The following is a 15,667-nucleotide window of genomic DNA, read 5'->3' on the forward strand; positions in this document are numbered from 1 at the left end:
GGACGTGGGACGTGAGACGTGAGACGTGAGACGTTGGTAGTTGTCCGCGCCGCCAGCGGCGCCACGTATTATGAAAACACCAGCGATGTAGGTGCGATTGAAATGGCACAAGGCGTACTAGCGCCGGACTTGTGTGGCTAATTAACTTCTGTGCGGATAAATTCGCACCTACATATTTAGGCGACTTAAACGTCGTTTTCAGGTAAATACCAAGGGTCAAAGTACCTTCAAATGGATATTAATGAATGCTTTATCCTAGCAGAAAACCGGGTCACTACCCGGTTTTCTTTTTTGATATATTTACCGCAAGGGCTTAAATTTAGCTATGTTTAGCCAATTACTACAAGGCTTAGACTTTTTTTTCAGAACGAAATGAGAATGCAGGAGAAATCTTTTTATTAAAGAATATTATCCCTTGGGGACTCATGAAAAATGAGGGTCCTTGTTTTAGCTTTGCAGGTTTGTATGGTTCCAAACTCAAGCAAGGAGGGAGCCTTTTTTTGTCTTACCGGAAGTCGCCGAGGATTACCAACTTATGGTCAAAAGTTGCAGACGGGGAAAAAAGTGAGTGGCTTTCCAAGCTGTTTATCGAGTCTACCAAACCTTTTGATTATTCTCTTGTCCGTGTGGACGATAAAGTAATCATGCTCAGGTGCACGGGTGCTATTCTCAATATGCCCGAGGGAAAGATATCGATTAACGATGGCCTTGTACGCGAGGTATGGTTAAAACAGGAGAATTCAGATTCTACATCTGTAGAATTATTTCTGGACCAGCCGGCCGAGGTTAAGCTGGCTGCTCTGGAGGTATTCCCGTTCAGGTTGGAAATCACCCTTGACCGTTTTTACCTGACCAAACTGTTCAGCGGTAAAACAATAATAATTGACCCTGCTCACGGGGGCAAAGACACAGGCGGCAGGGGGCCCGTCAGCCTGATGGAAAAAGATGTTGTAATGCCGATAGCAGCCAACCTGCAAAAAATATTTAAGCGGGCGGGAGCAAAAGCAGTCCTTACCAGGAGCGGGGACGAAAACATCTCGACCAAGGAAAGGCTTGAGAAGGCCCGGCTGGAAAGGGCTGATATTTATATCTCTCTTCATACGCACGCTTGTGCAGATGGCAGGGTGTCCGGCTCCGCCACGAAGTACCCGGCCGGAAGTATTGATAGTAAAATTTTAGCAACCTATGTGCAGGAGGAACTGGTCAAGAAGATTAAGGTTGCGGACAGGGGTGTTGCAGAGGAGCGGGAGCCGGTCCTACCCTTGGACCTTCCTGCGGTCATGGTGGAGGTAGTGACTATCACCAACATCGTGGAGGAGGTTTTTTTACGGGGCTTGACCATCCAGAAGCGGGCTGCCGAGGGTATTTTTAACGGGATTAGAAATTACTTTGCCGTCAGGCAGTCTGATTTGAAGGTGAGTTGAATGATAGCCGGCAGGATATCCATCAGGACTCATATTATAACCGAAAAAGACGATATCGTAGACGTAGTTCTAAAATACACCGGGGAAATAGCGGCGCCCGGTGATATTATCGTTGTGGCAGAGAGTGTGGTAGCTATCAGCCAGGGCCGGGCCATTCTGCACGAGACGGTAAAACCGGGGTTGCTGGCGCATTTTATGTGCCGTTTTCCAGGTAAAGAAGGGAGCCTGGCCGCCCCGCACTCCATGCAGGTGGCCATACAGGAGGCAGGTACCGGGCGCTTCTTACTGGGTGTGGCGGCTGCCGGGCTGGGCCGGTTGATTGGGCGAAGAGGCGATTTCTACCGCGTTGCGGGGCGTCAGCTGGCCCAAATTGACGATTTTGCCGGCACCATGTGGCCCTTTGACCGGCATATCGTGATGGGTCCCAGGGATCCGCAAGGGGTAGTGGACAGGATTAAAGCAGCCACCGGCGCTGAGGCGGTTATTGCAGATGTGAACGATATTGGGAAAGTTGACATTCTGGCGGCAACAGATAGGGTTGACCGGAAGATGCTCAGCAGCTACCTTAAGGACAACCCGCATGGGAACGATGACCAGCAGACGCCAATCGTGGTTCTGGTGTCAGAAGAAAATATGGATAGATGAACCATTAGACTTTAGGCAGCAATAAAGGAAGGGGATAAGTGTTATTGGACCAGAACAGAACCCCTCTGTTTGAGGCGGTAAAATATCATGTTAAGAGAAATGCTGTTCCTTTACAGATACCAGGCCATAAGCATGGCCACGGCTTGTCCGAGTACAGGGATTTTGTAGGTGAAAATGTCCTGAGGATGGACCTCAACCAGACCAGGGGTATTGATTTAATTTGGGACCCCACCAGGGTTATTCTGGAGTCCGAAGCCCTTATGGCCGAGGCGTTTGGGGCCGCTGACGCATATTTTCTGATTAACGGGACGACATCCGGGGTCCAAACCATGATTATGAGCGCCTGCAAACCCGGCGCCCAGATTATCGTACCCAGGAACGCCCATAAATCCATCTTCAACGGGTTGATCTTAAGCGGCGCTGAACCAGTATATGTACAGCCGGAGATCGATCAGGACCTCGGTATCGTCCTGGGGATAACGGAGTCAAACCTGGCTTCGGCCATACAAAAGAATCCCCGCGCCAGCGCTGTATTGACCATCAACCCCTCTTATTATGGGATTGCCGGACATCTCAACCAGATTGTTGAAGTGGCCCACCAGCACGGAATGCCGGTCCTGGTAGATGAGGCGCACGGAACGCACATGCATTTCCATCATGGTTTCCCTGTTTCCGCCATGCAGGCAGGCGCCGACATGAGCGCGGCAAGCCTGCACAAGACTGGTGGTTCAATGACCCAAAGCTCGGTGTTGTTATTAAATAAGTCTGACTATTTCAATGCCAGCTACGTCAGGAAGGTCCTCAACCTGACCTATTCCTCCAGCCCGTCGTATGTTTTGCTCTGCTCCATGGACGTAGCCAGGAAGCAGCTGGCTACCAGAGGTGAAGAGATCCTCGGCCACCTTTTGGACATGCTGAGCTGGGCAAGAGAGGAAATAAACGGGATTGAAGGCCTGTTCGCGCCAACGTGCCAGTATTTTGCCAATAACGGGCCATTCTACCTTGATGAAACAAAGCTTCTTGTTAACGTGCATCAACTGGGTTTGACCGGTTACGAGGTGGAAGAGCTGCTGGCCAGAGATTACAATATCCTGATAGAATTGGCCGACATGTACAATATTCTGGCTATAACAGGCTTGGGTGAGCAAAGGAAGTACCTGGAGGCCTTTATCCACGCGCTTGCGGACATCGCCAGGCATGCGCAGGGCAGGAAAATCAACAAAATCCAATCAATTCAGTTTAACCCGGTTGTAACCATGCCCCCAAGGGAAGCCTTCTATAGAAATAAAAAGCCTGTAGCTCTTGAGCAGAGCGCCGGTGAGGTGTCAGGAGAAATGATTATGGTTTACCCGCCGGGGATTCCCCTGGTCAGCATGGGAGAAATCATTACAAGCGATATCATCGATTATATTAAGAAGCTTAAGGAAGAAAAATGCACTTTGCAGGGTACGGCCGATCCAAAGGTTGAGTATGTAATGGTTATTGAGTAAGAGAATTTTAAATGAAACAGATCCTGTGAATATCACAGATGAAAACCGGGAGCTGGTTCGCCAACCCCCGGTTTACTTTTATTTTTGCATTTGCACTATATCGGGACGTAATATTTTGAAAATAGGTTTTGCGTCATCTTCATCATGATTGACCATCATTAATTAAACGGATGCCCCCTAAAAAGGAGGCTGGTTGACTGGGGCAATTTCCAATCGTTGTTATAAGCTATATCTCTTCTTCAATATACTTCTTTAAAGCATCTTTACCGGGCACCTTGCCTACCGCCTTAATTTTGCCGTTAATGATCAGGGCCGGGGTAATCATGATACCTGCCGCGATAATATCATCCATTTTCTCTACCTTTTTCACATCAGCCTCAATACCCATCTCACTGTTTAATTCAGTAACTCTCTTGTGCAACTCCTTGCATTTTGCACAGCCTGTTCCCAGCACTTTGATTTCCACATTATCACCTCCCTATTCACAAACAAGATTTATAAGGGCTGATGACTAACTATTACTGAAATAGTTTACGATAATTACCCACAGCGTTTCTTCAAATTTAATCGTAGGAGTATTCATTCGTTTACCCTCTGAAAGTGCCTTATTCTGTGACTTTGTCTGTGTGTATTTCAATCTGACTGATAATATTATTTCCATTGCATGGCTTCAGCAGATTAAGTATTTTTTTCCCCCATTTGCATTTGCCATAACATCATCATAAACCGTAAGCCAGGATCGTCGTCATCATATGACAGACCGCCCCATCGGGAATTAGTGGTTGAAAAGCCAGATACCCCATTGCGATCATATTGAGTCCGTTTATTATGATCCATAAGTACTTCGTAAGCTTGATTTATTTGTTTCATTTTCTCTTCAGCTTCAATATCATCATTATTAATATCAGGATGATATTTTTGAGCTAGCACTCGATAAGCTTTTTTTATTTGTTTGCGTGAAGCATTGTGTGCTACACCTAAGATAGAATAATAGTCCTCTATGTAAAGAATCTCCCCTCAATAAATTTATAAATGCAAGATTATCTAATACAAAATTTTACACTCAATACAATGCAACAAATCTCAAGAAATTAACCAGAAGCAAATTAAAAACAATGTTATTATATGATAAAATAAGTATCGTTTCACCTTTTGGAAACAAGTATTTAAATAGAATTTTTTGAACCAGAAAATAAACCGCTTGCATTTTTTGAAGGGGCAGACTTCAGCTTTCGTCCTGCGAAACTTGAATTATCTAAAGCATATGGCATCAAACGGGAACCGGAAGTTGGTTTAAACCCCCGGTTTCACTTTATTTATTGCTGTTGTACAGAAAGATATTTTCGCTGAAAAGCAAGGGCCACATTGACCAGCCCAATCATCACCGGCACTTCGATGAGGGGGCCAATGACTGCTGCAAAAGCTTGGCCGGAATTAATACCGAATACCGCCACAGCCACTGCGATGGCCAGTTCGAAGTTGTTACTGGCGGCCGTGAAAGCAAGCGTCGTGCTCTGGCCGTAATTGACATTGAACGATTTGCTGAGGAAAAAGGAGAGAAAGAACATAATCACGAAATAAACGAGCAGCGGTACGGCGATCCTAACCACGTCCACCGGTAAAGCGATAATATAGTTGCCTTTTAACGAGAACATAACGATGATCGTAAATAAAAGGGCAATCAGAGCGAGGGGACTGATTTTGGGGATGAATTTTTTCTCATACCATTCTTTGCCCTTGAACGGTATCAGGGTGAACCTGGTGATAATTCCCGCGAGGAAGGGAATACCTAGGTAGATAGCCACACTTTTAGCTACTTCCGCCATGGAAATATGGATGGCTATCGACTTGATGCCAAGCCACTGAGGCATAAGGGTAACAAAAAAGTAGGCATATACCGAAAAGAAAAGCACCTGGAAAATTGAGTTCAAAGCCACCAGTGCCGCCGCGTACTCCGAATCCCCTTTGGCCAGAGAGTTCCATACGATGACCATGGCGATGCAGCGGGCCAGGCCGATTATTATTATGCCCACCATATATTCGGGATAATTCTGCAGAAAGAGGATAGCCAGAAAGAACATCAAGACGGGACCGATAATCCAGTTCTGAACTAATGAGAGTGCCAGGACCTTACCGTTTCTGAATACCTTACCGATTTCTTCATACTTCACCTTGGCCAAGGGTGGATACATCATCACGAGCAAACCAATGGCAATGGGGATTGAGGTGGTTCCAACCTGGAATTTTTTTAGAAGGTCCGCCACTTCAGGAATAATATAACCCAGTCCCACACCTAAAAACATGGCCAGGAAAATCCATACGGTTAAATACCTGTCGAGCAAAGACAGCTTCGCCGACGCTTTTTCAGACATGTTGTTTCCCCCTATAGTTCCTTTCTGTGAATTTTTGGTTAAACTTAATTATGCCTGCAAGAGGATTCTGCCTTAAGGCAGGGTTTATCTTGTATTGATTAAAATAAATATTTAATTATGTTTATATGTTTATGGTAATTCCTACTGTGCCTTCATGTCAAGACTTTAAATGCTGCACAGCCCTTCGGTTTTGTATATCCCATATAGCTTAGACACTTGATCTTTAGACACCCTTGAAATAATCCGTAACCATAAGGGCAAATCTACTTGACCCCAGAATGGGGAGCATTTACAATATGCGTGTGTATTCATTGAAATATTTAAATATGAAAGAAGATACAATGTTAAACATTTTAAAAGCGCTGGGAGATTCGCATAGACAAAATATTTTAACACTGCTGGCAAGCCAGGAAATGGGAGCCTGTGAGATTATCCATGCCATCGGTTTATCGCAGCCAGCCATTTCGCACCATTTAAAAATTCTAAAACAGGCCGGTCTTATTGACAGTAAAAAAGAGGGGAAAAATGTATTTTATACCTTGAATAAAGACGGCTTGAAGGAATTTTTAAATCAGATGAATCAATTTCTCGACAAGCTTTCTTGTTTTTCCTGCTCCACACCGAAACCTTCGCTGCTCAGGCAAAATCCAAATCTCTGCAAAGAATTGGGTTATGAGCCTGAGGTTTGCGAAACGGATATTTTAGAAAGGAATAATAGATAGTTGTAAGTAACCGGAAAAAGCCTTGTTAAGGCTGTTCTCTTATGATTAAAGCAATAGGGGTGGAGTACCTCCGAGTATTTACGTAGAATGGGGTTGATTACAGCCCCATTTTTACATGTTTTTATTATTAGTCCCAGCCAGGATTATTGTAAGTCATCAAGAACATAGTGTGCCCATTCATCATTTTGACCTGCCGCTTCACGCATGGTAAGAGCAATTTTAGTACAATGTTCATTGCAAACTGCCATAAATTTATTGACACTTTTTCATGCATAGTCATATAATACATATATGGTCAATGTATAGCATGTCTATATGTAAGGAGAGGGGGTACCCAAAATAAAGTACGAATCCCAAGAATACTGGGCTGGCTTGATTAAAATGAGTCTTTCCCGTTTTTTCATTCTACATGTGCTTCATCGGCAGCCGCTGCATGGTTATGAGATTACCAAACAGGTGGCTGAGCTTACAAATGGTTGCTGCGCTCCCACGGAAGGCAGTCTTTACCCGGTGTTAAAGGAATTCACGGATGCGGGACTCTTAAGTTTAGTTAGTCAGGTTGTTTCCGGTCGTGAACGCAAGGTATATACCCTGACACCAATGGGCGAACAGGCCTGGCAGGTGGCTTCACAAGCCTGGGGCGAAGTGGCCGCTCATATCTTAAGAGCCGTTCGCTAGAAAAAGTTTAAATTGACCACAAATATGTTATTTGGGCCGGAGGGATTGTTTTGTGTTTGAAATGAACAACTTAGCGTCCGCAGGGAGATATTTCCTTATCATTTCCGGTGAGTTGCTGGCCTTGTTCATCGGTGTTTCTTTCCTGGTTGCCTTGCTTCAGGAGTTTATTTCTGAAGAAACATTGCGTAATATTCTAGGTAAGCCCCGTAAATGGCTGGGCAATATACTGGGCGCCGCCCTGGGGGCTGTAACACCCTTTTGTTCCTGTTCCACTATCCCGATTATGGTGGGTTTGCTAAACGGGAGCGCACCTTTTGGCGCTACCATGTCATTCCTGATTTCTTCACCTTTACTTAACCCCGTTATCCTAGCTCTTTTTTTAACAATGCTGGGATGGAAGATTACCCTAATTTATGGAGTACTTACCTTTGTCTGCGCCGTGCTTATTGGCGCCTTGTGGGAACGGCTCGGTCTGGCCGGCGATTATAAGAAGGTACAATTAGAGAGCGCCTGCTGCTGTGACTGTGAGACATCAAAACCCATTGCCAAGCCGGTAACGAGGAATGAAAAGGTAAGGCATGCCGGCGCTCAGACCTGGACTTTGTTCCGTCAGGTAGTACCTTACCTGATTATAGGCGCCGGTATCGGGGCATTTATCTATGGCTTCGTTCCTGAAGAATTTATCATCCGGGTAGCCGGTCCGGGCAAACCCTGGGCAATACCGGTTGCTGCGGTAATAGGCATTCCTATGTATATCCGGGTTGAAACCATAATCCCCATTGGTGCGGTCCTGATGGAGAAAGGAATGAGCCTTGGCGCTTTAATGGCCCTAATCATCGGCGGCGCCGGCGCCAGTATTCCGGAAGTGACCTTGCTTGCTTCAATCTTCAAACCCAGACTCGTAGCAGCTTTTGTAATCACCATTTTGGCAGTGGCTATGCTATCAGGATTTATTTTTCAGGTATTCCAGTTAAGCTTGCTTTAGCTCATACACTGCTGAAAATTTGATCTTACAATACAAATTTATGAGGAGGAGGTGTTATCTGTGGAAGATAAGAAAAATGAAGAAAAGAAAAGGAAAGGGTTCCTGGAAAGATTGTTCAAACCTAAGGGCGGCTGCTGCTGTGACGTAAAATTCGTACCTATTAAAGAAGATGAACATAAAGATTCAGACCAGCAGAAAAAGTAATTAATTGTTGATCTGGTAAAACCTTATAAAAAATGTGAAAATGATACAAAAAATTACTGAGGTTAAGTATTAAAAAGAGCGATTGCAAAAACCGCTCTTTTTGATGCGCATATATAATTACTTTTCTGGCTGGATCAATCGACCTCAATCAATCGCCTGGAACAAGGCTTTTTTCTTTATAAATTTATTGACAGCCTGGTACGATAACTATAATATATATGTATATTATATTACAATATGCTAATATAATAATACTAAGGGGATAAAATTATGGTGCTGGGAATTCTGCCATGTCAAGGAGCATCTAATGTGGGGGTGATGACAGGTAAAGTACGTGGTATGGGGTATGTGCAAGATGAGGTCGGGAAAATGGATATTTTACCATTTAATATCCTGGAACAACAATAAGGAGAAGGTTTGACAGTTGTTAATGGAATAGCCAGGGTGAATATTTATTTAATGACTAAATTATAATATTATACTAATATAATACTAATAATTAATTTAAATGGGAGGTAATTTTGTTGGAAATTCAAGTCCTGGGCCCGGGTTGTAACAAATGTAAAACAATGTACAAGTTGGTAACTGAAACGCTAGGTGAAATGGGAATAGACGCCGACGTTAAGAAGGTTGAAAAGCTGGATGAAATTATTGAAGCCGGTGTAATGCTGACACCTGGCCTGGTAATAAACGGTAAGGTTAAGGTAACAGGCAAGGTGCCGGGGAAGAGTGACATAAAGAAATATATTGAACAAGAAATTTAGATGAGAATTTAAGTTTTTCATTCTTGGTTCTTTGCGCCTGTAAAGCAAGGGGAGTTTATTGACTTAATGCTGGAAATAGAAAAGGAGTCTTTTAAGTGAAAGAACGTGATAAGTTCTTCATAATGTTGGGTATATTTCTCTTAGCCTTCTATATACCTTTTCAAAACCCGCGGGTGCAGTCCGCTATTCTTGAAGCTTTCTTCATGCTCCAGGACTATGCGCAAAAACATGTGCTTACCTGCTTGGTACCTGCTTTCTTTATTGCCGGGGCCATCTCTATTTTCGTGTCACAGGCGTCGGTGCTAAAGTATTTTGGGCCCGGGGCCAGTAAAATTCTTTCTTACAGTGTAGCCTCAGTTTCGGGCACAGTACTTGCGGTGTGTTCCTGTACGGTCCTGCCGCTTTTTGCGGGGATTTACAAGCGGGGCGCAGGTATTGGGCCTGCCGTTGCCTTCCTGTACTCCGGTCCGGCGATAAACGTTCTGGCCATCATCCTCACCGCCCGCGTTCTGGGGTTTGATTTGGGCCTGGCGCGGGCAGTGGGGGCGGTTCTCTTTTCTATAATTATTGGACTCTTAATGCATCTTTTCTTCTTGAAGGAAGAGCGGGAAAAAGAAGCTGCAACCCTCAATATGCCGCCGCCAGAGGAGGACAGGCGGGCTTTGTGGCAATACGCGGTATATTTTGCTACGATGGTCGTTATCCTCATATTTGCATCCTGGAGCAAGCCGAGTCAGCCGGTGGGCTTCTTCAACGCCGTTTACCAGGAGCACTGGTATCTGACAGTATTTTTCCTGGCTGTGCTGGCGTTGATACTGAAGCTCTGGTTTAATAAAGAAGAAATGGTAAGCTGGGTGGAATCTACCTGGGGTTATACCAAGATGATCTTCCCCTTGCTCCTGGGAGGAGTTCTGGTAGCCGGTTTCTTGATGGGCAGGCCGGAGGCAGATACGGGGATTATACCTGCCAAGTATATCTCTATGCTGGTAGGCGGCAACTCGTTCAGCGCTAACTTTATTGCATCCATTGTAGGCGCCTTTATGTATTTTGCAACCTTGACCGAGGTGCCCATATTACAGGGCCTTTTAGGCAGCGGCATGGGCAAAGGGCCTGCTCTTGCCCTGCTCCTGTCCGGGCCGGCGTTAAGCTTGCCGAACATGATTGTAATAAGACATATACTGGGTACTAAAAAGACGTTGATTTTTATCTCACTCGTTATTGTGTTGTCTACGTTGGCGGGCTTGATCTTCGGGGCATTCTGGGGCTAAGTTCACAGGTATTTAACGGCAATATAACTCGTAAAAAAATGCTTTGTTGATGGGCTGATGACCGTTAACGGTGTGCCTATGGCAAGACAATATTTAAAAAACTTATTATTGGCAAAATGGCGTTCACATTAATAGACACAAAGCACCAAAAACCCGTTCGAGTTAAGCTCAAACCGGATACCAAAAAATCAGACAGAAAGATGTGGAGGACATAAATAAAGATTCAAATAGTTAAAAATTGGAGAGATTATTTGTTTGTTGGATTGAAAGGGGGGTGCCGTTATACTGGATGTGATGGAAACAACCGGATTGTAGGAGAAAGCGCAACGGCAAAGAGAAAGCCCAGGGCGGTATAGAAAAAATTTTTAATAATATTTTGGCAAGGGGTGTTATGGTTGGGTAAAATTCTATCAATTAATATAAGCGCTGAAAGGGGTATTGAAAAGACGAGTGTTTCCAAAGTCCAGGTTCTAGAAGGCTGGGGTTTGGAAGGAGATGCGCACGGGGGTGAATGGGACCGGCAGGTTAGCTTATTGCCGGTTGAAGCCTTGGAAAAAGTCCCGGCCTATAAAAAGGAAGAAGTACAGCATGGCGGCTATACTGAAAATTTTACAATTACCGGTATTCCTTTGGAAGAATTGTCCGCAGGTAAAGTGCTCAGACTGGGTGACGCTGAAGTAATCATCTTATGTATCGGCAAAGAGGAATATAAAGAACATGGGAGGCCCTACATAGTGAGCAGGGAGGGCAGATTCGGACGAGTGGTTAAAGGCGGAAAAGTTAAAGTAGGGGATAATGTAACAATCATCTGACTTTTGATGGTTGGCCGAGGTAAAGGGGCACTTGCTTATCTTTCTTAAAAGCAGTGCCCTATGAATGAAATTAGTAAAGTTTATTACGGCGAAAGTTGACCATGCGAGCGTCTTTTTTTCAGTCCTTCAAGAATGGCCATACTCTCTTCCATCTGGCTGGCGATTATATTATCAAGCAGGTCTAAAAGGAAAAATATTTCCCTGTTATTGACTTTGTAAATAACCTTAAGCCCGTCTTTGCGGGAAGAGATAATGCCGTTCTTTTTTAACTGCGCTAAATGCTGAGAAGTGTTTGACTGCTCTGAATCAACGAGCTCAATGATTTCGCATACGCAACGCTCGCCCTCACGCAGGGATTCCAGTATGTTTATACGGGTTGGGTGGGCCATCGCTTTCAAAATATCCGCTTTGTTTTGTGTAAGTTTTTCCTCTAGCATAGTAAGACTCCCCCGTCGCCTATTAGGCTGTTTAAATAATTAAATTTCATAATATCCTGTTTTAATTATATATTTGTTAATGAATATTGCAAGTGGATGAAGGATGTTTGGAAAATTCCTAAAAGCAATAAAAACGGGGCTGGATTAACCCAGTCCCGTTACTAATTTCATGACCCTCCTATTTTTGGCAACCGCAGCTTACATTTCCTGCCAGGATTTCTTTCCAGTCATCAATAACATCATGTGTCCAGCAGTCGTCCGCTCCTGCGGCTTCACGCATGGTAAGGGCTAAGATGTAGGTGAGTTCCTGCACGGTGGCGCCGGCTTCCAGAGCGCCCTTAAAATGTTTTAAAACACAAGGCTTGGAACGGCCCTTAATAGATAAGGCAAAGCAAATAAATTGGTAGGTTTTTTCATCAATAAACCTTTTTTCCTGATATAAAGCGTCGATTTCATCCAGCTTTTCGGCAAATTCCGGAAAAAATTCTGCCAGCATTCTCATGAAAAAACATCTCCTGAATGAATGATTTGGATCCTAATTTGTCCATGCCTCGGTAACGGTAGGCTGCCTAATAAATGCTAGTATGTATATATACACCTCCAATGCGTAGTTCTTAATCCCTCTTAAATTAATAAAGCTTAATAAATAAGATTATCTTTTACTTATATAATAATATTAAATAAGCAATTAATTATTGTCAACTGATTTAATAGGTTCTGATTTTCCCATGTTGGTGTTTTGTACTCGCCTGGAGCATGCTGCATGGATACAACCGCTAGGCCTGGATATAATAATCTTTATCATAAGCGGCTGGAAGGGTGTAGCATGATCAATACGAAAAAGCTTCTCGAGTTTATCTCTTATAAAGAGAACCCTGATCGGGAAGGTTTTATTCTCAAAGAGACTGCGGATGATCAAAATAAGCAGCCCCAGAATGACAATCAGCCGGCTCAGGATGAAAAGCCGTCCGCCAGGAGGGCCATTAAGAAGACCTCCCGGTCAGGGGGGAGCCAGCCAGAGGAAGACCAAATGGAAGGGGAGCCTGACGCGATACGGGCTTCCTTAAGCCAAAATAAAAAAATTATCAGCAAGCTGTATGGATTGCCTGAAAATAAGGATTTTGTGATCAGGGAGTTTGCAATTGGCACGGATTCGGACACCAACTGCTTCGCTGTTTTTATCGACGGCCTGACCGACAAGGCGATCCAGGATCTGCTTTTTCAGGCTTTGATGCTTTTTGTCGAAAAGCCGCTCCCGAAGGATAAGGGCGGGCTGGTATATCTTGTTAGAGAGCACCTGCTGCCAGGAAACCAGGTTGCGGTAAAAAATCTTTTCAGCGATGTCCTCACGGCGGTCAACATGGGGGACACGGCCATTTTTCTGGAAGGTTCCACTAAAGCGCTGCTGATCGAAACCAAGGGCTGGGAACACCGCGGCGTGGAAAGACCACAAAGTGAGCAGGTAGTGCGCGGGCCGCAGGAAGCCTTTACTGAAACCCTGCGTACAAACACGGCTCTGCTCAGAAAAACTATCAGGAACGAGCAGCTCACCACCGAAATGTTGATACTGGGGGACCGCACCAAAACAATTGTGGCGATAATGTACCTGCGCGACCTGGCCAACCCTGACCTGGTGGCGGAAGTAAAGCGGCGGCTGGATAGTATCAAGACCGACTACATTGCTGAGAGCGGCATCCTTTCAGAACTTATCGAAGATCACCCCTATAATTTGAACCCAACCATCCTTACCACGGAACGGCCCGATCGGGTGGCATCCAAGATTGTCGAAGGCAGGGTGGCCATCATCGTAGACGGCAGCCCCTTTGTCCTGGTGGTGCCCACCACATTGTATGAGCAGCTCCATACCGGTGAGGAATCCTATATCCGCTGGCAGTACGGCACCTACCTGCGCTATCTCCGGGCGCTGGCCTTCCTGGTTTCATTTTTAGCGCCGGGGATCTACCTGGCCATCGTTTTGTTTCACCATGAGATGATCCCGACGGAACTCTTACTGGCCATCGCCGGGAACCGGGAGAAGGTACCCTTTCCCTCATTGGTAGAGGTCTTACTAATGGGGATCTCCTTTGAGCTGATTCGTGAGGCAGGAATCCGCCTGCCCGGAGTAATAGGCGGCACTATCGGGATCGTGGGAGCTCTCATTCTGGGACAGGCCGCGGTGCAGGCTAACATCGTCAGCCCGTTCCTGGTTATCCTGGTTGCCATCACCGGGCTGGCCTCCTTCGCCATCCCCGACTATTCCCTGTCCTTTGCCATGAGAATCTACAGTTTTATGTATATCATCCTGGGAGTATCACTGGGCTTTTTCGGGATCGCTATCGGTATTTTCAGCCAGATGGTGCTGACTGCCAACCTCAAGTCTTTCGGTGTTCCCTATCTGGCTCCTGTTGGCCCCCGCACCGTCGGCGGTGTCGATGTAGTGTACCGGATGCCGCTGTTCTCTCACGAGAAGCGGCCGGACTATATCAACCCGCAGGATATAACCCGACAGCCGCAGGTCTCCAGGGGATGGATTAAGGACGAGGATGGTGGAAAAAATGGTTAAATCGGGGTCCTTCGGCCCGGCTGAGGCAATCATCCTCCTGGCTATATCCAATATCGCCCGGATTTTTCTGCCCTTCCCCAGGCTATTGACCGAAATCGGCGCTTCGGCCGCCTGGATGACGCCTCTGGGCGGGCTGGTGGCAGCTCTGGTTGGTTTTTATGTGATGTATCTTGTACTCAGGAAAAACCCGGGCCAGAGCATCATCGAAATCACAGAGCAGGCTTTCGGCCCGGTTGCAGGAGTATTGCTCAACCTCGTCACGGTGGGTTTTTTCATAGCCGTGGGCGCCTTATTTGCCAGGGAATTTTCAGAGGCGCTAATTATTGCCGCCCTGCCCAGCGTGCCCATCAGCATAATTAGTATCGCCTACCTTGGCATGGGAGTGCTGGGCGCGTACCTGGGGCTTGAGGCTTTAGCCCGTACCGCCCGCCTGTCCTATCCTTATATTTTTGGCGGTATCCTGCTCCTGCTGCTGGCTTTAATTCCACAGTGGGATACCGGTGGCCTGTTCCCCTTCTTCGGACACGGTCCGCTCAAGGTTTTTGGCTTAGGCACGTTCAGCACCGCCGGTGTAACTGAAATTATTTTTGCAGCAGTAATTATCCAGTCCTTGGGGGGGGTTGAGCGATTCCGGTTGATTGGCTACCGCTCCATGTTGTTAGGCTTCGCTTCATTGATAATTATCCTGCTGGTGGTAAACCTGACTTTTCACTGGGCCACCATGGCGGAAAACACCTTGCCTTTTTACAGGCTGGCGCGCAATATCTATATCGGACGTTTTCTCCAAAGAGTTGAGTCGGTATTCGTGATCATCTGGAGTGTTGTGGCTTTCATTAAAATCGCGGTTACCCTTTACGGAGGCGCGGTTGCCTTGACACAGACACTGAAACTGCCCGACTACCGTCCGCTGCTCTGGCCTCTGATTATAATCATGTTTATACTGAGCATTTTGCCGCCCGATCTTCCGACTGTGGTCAAACTGGACGCTGACTGGCTGAGGCCTTACGCTCTTGTCCCCAATTACCTGGTGCCGTTAATGATCCTGGCGGCGCTCCGCCTGAGAAGGAGGGGTCCTCGTGAGGAAGGCTAGGGTTTGTGCTTTTATGCTCCTTGCCCTGGGCCTGCTGGTTCTTTCGGGCTGCTGGGGCAGCCGGGAAACCGACGAAGTGGCTTATGTGCTGGCTATGGGATTTGACAAAGGGGAAAAGGAAAACCTGGTTGTCACAGTCATGATTGCCAACCCCAAGGTTATCGCAGGGATTTCAGGCGGGGGTGGCGGCGGTGGCGGGGGTGGTGGCGGGGG

Annotated in this window: 21 protein-coding genes; 16 read left to right on the top strand and 5 right to left on the bottom strand. The window is 46.0% G+C overall.

Annotated features, from left to right (window positions below):
- The first annotated feature begins 18 nt into the window (after positions 1-18).
- The 4 genes from Psch_RS21495 (at position 19) to Psch_RS18930 (ending at position 3,559) form a co-directional block, all read left to right on the top strand.
- Entirely contained in the window at positions 19-141 is a 123-nt protein-coding gene (locus tag Psch_RS21495; protein WP_282432485.1) for a hypothetical protein, read from the top strand.
- A gap of 359 nt (positions 142-500) precedes the next feature.
- Entirely contained in the window at positions 501-1,424 is a 924-nt protein-coding gene (locus Psch_RS18920; RefSeq protein ID WP_190259317.1) for an N-acetylmuramoyl-L-alanine amidase family protein, read from the top strand.
- Positions 1,425-2,069, top strand: coding sequence for a coenzyme F420-0:L-glutamate ligase (locus tag Psch_RS18925; RefSeq protein WP_134219307.1), 645 nt, complete (start codon positions 1,425-1,427; stop codon positions 2,067-2,069).
- A 38-nt stretch (positions 2,070-2,107) separates the two neighbouring features.
- Positions 2,108-3,559: an aminotransferase class I/II-fold pyridoxal phosphate-dependent enzyme gene (locus Psch_RS18930; RefSeq protein ID WP_134219306.1), complete on the top strand. Its 1,452-nt coding sequence runs from the start codon at positions 2,108-2,110 to the stop codon at positions 3,557-3,559.
- Between the two features lie 226 nt (positions 3,560-3,785).
- Here the strand turns inward: Psch_RS18930 and Psch_RS18935 are convergent, their stop codons facing one another.
- The 3 genes from Psch_RS18935 to arsB form a co-directional block, all read right to left on the bottom strand.
- A complete protein-coding gene (locus tag Psch_RS18935; RefSeq protein ID WP_190259318.1) occupies positions 3,786-4,025 on the bottom strand; it encodes a thioredoxin family protein in 240 nt (79 codons plus the stop codon).
- A gap of 212 nt (positions 4,026-4,237) precedes the next feature.
- On the bottom strand, positions 4,238-4,570 hold the full coding sequence (locus Psch_RS18940; RefSeq protein WP_206663799.1) for a DnaJ domain-containing protein: 333 nt from the start codon (positions 4,568-4,570) through the stop codon (positions 4,238-4,240).
- 305 nt (positions 4,571-4,875) lie between these two features.
- Complete coding sequence (arsB, locus tag Psch_RS18945; protein WP_134219303.1) at positions 4,876-5,931, bottom strand: ACR3 family arsenite efflux transporter; 1,056 nt, start codon at positions 5,929-5,931, stop codon at positions 4,876-4,878.
- A 296-nt stretch (positions 5,932-6,227) separates the two neighbouring features.
- Between arsB and Psch_RS18950 the strand changes: the two genes are divergently transcribed.
- From Psch_RS18950 to Psch_RS18985, 9 genes are all read left to right on the top strand, one after another.
- On the top strand, positions 6,228-6,653 hold the full coding sequence (locus tag Psch_RS18950; RefSeq protein WP_190259319.1) for an ArsR/SmtB family transcription factor: 426 nt from the start codon (positions 6,228-6,230) through the stop codon (positions 6,651-6,653).
- Positions 6,654-7,034: 381 nt separating this feature from the next.
- A complete protein-coding gene (locus Psch_RS18955) occupies positions 7,035-7,331 on the top strand; it encodes a PadR family transcriptional regulator (protein WP_190259320.1) in 297 nt (98 codons plus the stop codon).
- Positions 7,332-7,392: 61 nt separating this feature from the next.
- Complete coding sequence (locus tag Psch_RS18960) at positions 7,393-8,316, top strand: permease (RefSeq protein ID WP_190259371.1); 924 nt, start codon at positions 7,393-7,395, stop codon at positions 8,314-8,316.
- A 60-nt stretch (positions 8,317-8,376) separates the two neighbouring features.
- Positions 8,377-8,520, top strand: a complete 144-nt coding sequence (locus tag Psch_RS18965; protein ID WP_190259321.1) for a hypothetical protein — start codon at positions 8,377-8,379, stop codon at positions 8,518-8,520.
- A 270-nt stretch (positions 8,521-8,790) separates the two neighbouring features.
- On the top strand, positions 8,791-8,928 hold the full coding sequence (locus Psch_RS18970; protein ID WP_190259322.1) for a hypothetical protein: 138 nt from the start codon (positions 8,791-8,793) through the stop codon (positions 8,926-8,928).
- Positions 8,929-9,044: 116 nt separating this feature from the next.
- Positions 9,045-9,284 carry a thioredoxin family protein gene (locus tag Psch_RS18975; protein WP_190259323.1) on the top strand — a complete coding sequence of 80 codons (240 nt, stop codon included), beginning with the start codon at positions 9,045-9,047 and terminating at the stop codon, positions 9,282-9,284.
- Positions 9,285-9,379: 95 nt separating this feature from the next.
- On the top strand, positions 9,380-10,552 hold the full coding sequence (locus Psch_RS18980; RefSeq protein ID WP_190259324.1) for a permease: 1,173 nt from the start codon (positions 9,380-9,382) through the stop codon (positions 10,550-10,552).
- A 116-nt stretch (positions 10,553-10,668) separates the two neighbouring features.
- On the top strand, positions 10,669-10,767 hold the full coding sequence (locus Psch_RS21760) for a hypothetical protein (RefSeq protein ID WP_427910125.1): 99 nt from the start codon (positions 10,669-10,671) through the stop codon (positions 10,765-10,767).
- 171 nt (positions 10,768-10,938) lie between these two features.
- Positions 10,939-11,364 carry an MOSC domain-containing protein gene (locus tag Psch_RS18985; protein ID WP_243124220.1) on the top strand — a complete coding sequence of 142 codons (426 nt, stop codon included), beginning with the start codon at positions 10,939-10,941 and terminating at the stop codon, positions 11,362-11,364.
- Between the two features lie 83 nt (positions 11,365-11,447).
- On the opposite strand, the gene Psch_RS18990 is transcribed toward Psch_RS18985, so the two are convergent.
- The gene (locus Psch_RS18990; protein ID WP_190259326.1) at positions 11,448-11,801 is read right to left on the bottom strand and encodes an ArsR/SmtB family transcription factor; all 354 of its coding nucleotides are present in this window, start codon (positions 11,799-11,801) and stop codon (positions 11,448-11,450) included.
- 178 nt (positions 11,802-11,979) lie between these two features.
- Entirely contained in the window at positions 11,980-12,303 is a 324-nt protein-coding gene (locus Psch_RS18995; RefSeq protein WP_190259327.1) for a carboxymuconolactone decarboxylase family protein, read from the bottom strand.
- Positions 12,304-12,627: 324 nt separating this feature from the next.
- Here Psch_RS18995 and Psch_RS19000 point away from each other — a divergent pair, with 324 nt between their 5' ends.
- From Psch_RS19000 to Psch_RS19010, 3 genes are all read left to right on the top strand, one after another.
- The gene (locus Psch_RS19000) at positions 12,628-14,364 is read left to right on the top strand and encodes a spore germination protein (protein ID WP_190259328.1); all 1,737 of its coding nucleotides are present in this window, start codon (positions 12,628-12,630) and stop codon (positions 14,362-14,364) included.
- Positions 14,357-15,454, top strand: a complete 1,098-nt coding sequence (locus Psch_RS19005) for a GerAB/ArcD/ProY family transporter (RefSeq protein WP_190259329.1) — start codon at positions 14,357-14,359, stop codon at positions 15,452-15,454. Before Psch_RS19000 ends, Psch_RS19005 begins: the two co-directional genes overlap by 8 nt.
- Positions 15,441-15,667, top strand: a 227-nt coding sequence (locus Psch_RS19010) for a Ger(x)C family spore germination protein (protein WP_486644314.1), incomplete at its 3' end; no start/stop codon positions are given. The genes Psch_RS19005 and Psch_RS19010, both read left to right, overlap by 14 nt.

This window comes from Pelotomaculum schinkii, from assembly GCF_004369205.1.
Taxonomy (GTDB): domain Bacteria; phylum Bacillota; class Desulfotomaculia; order Desulfotomaculales; family Pelotomaculaceae; genus Pelotomaculum_C; species Pelotomaculum_C schinkii.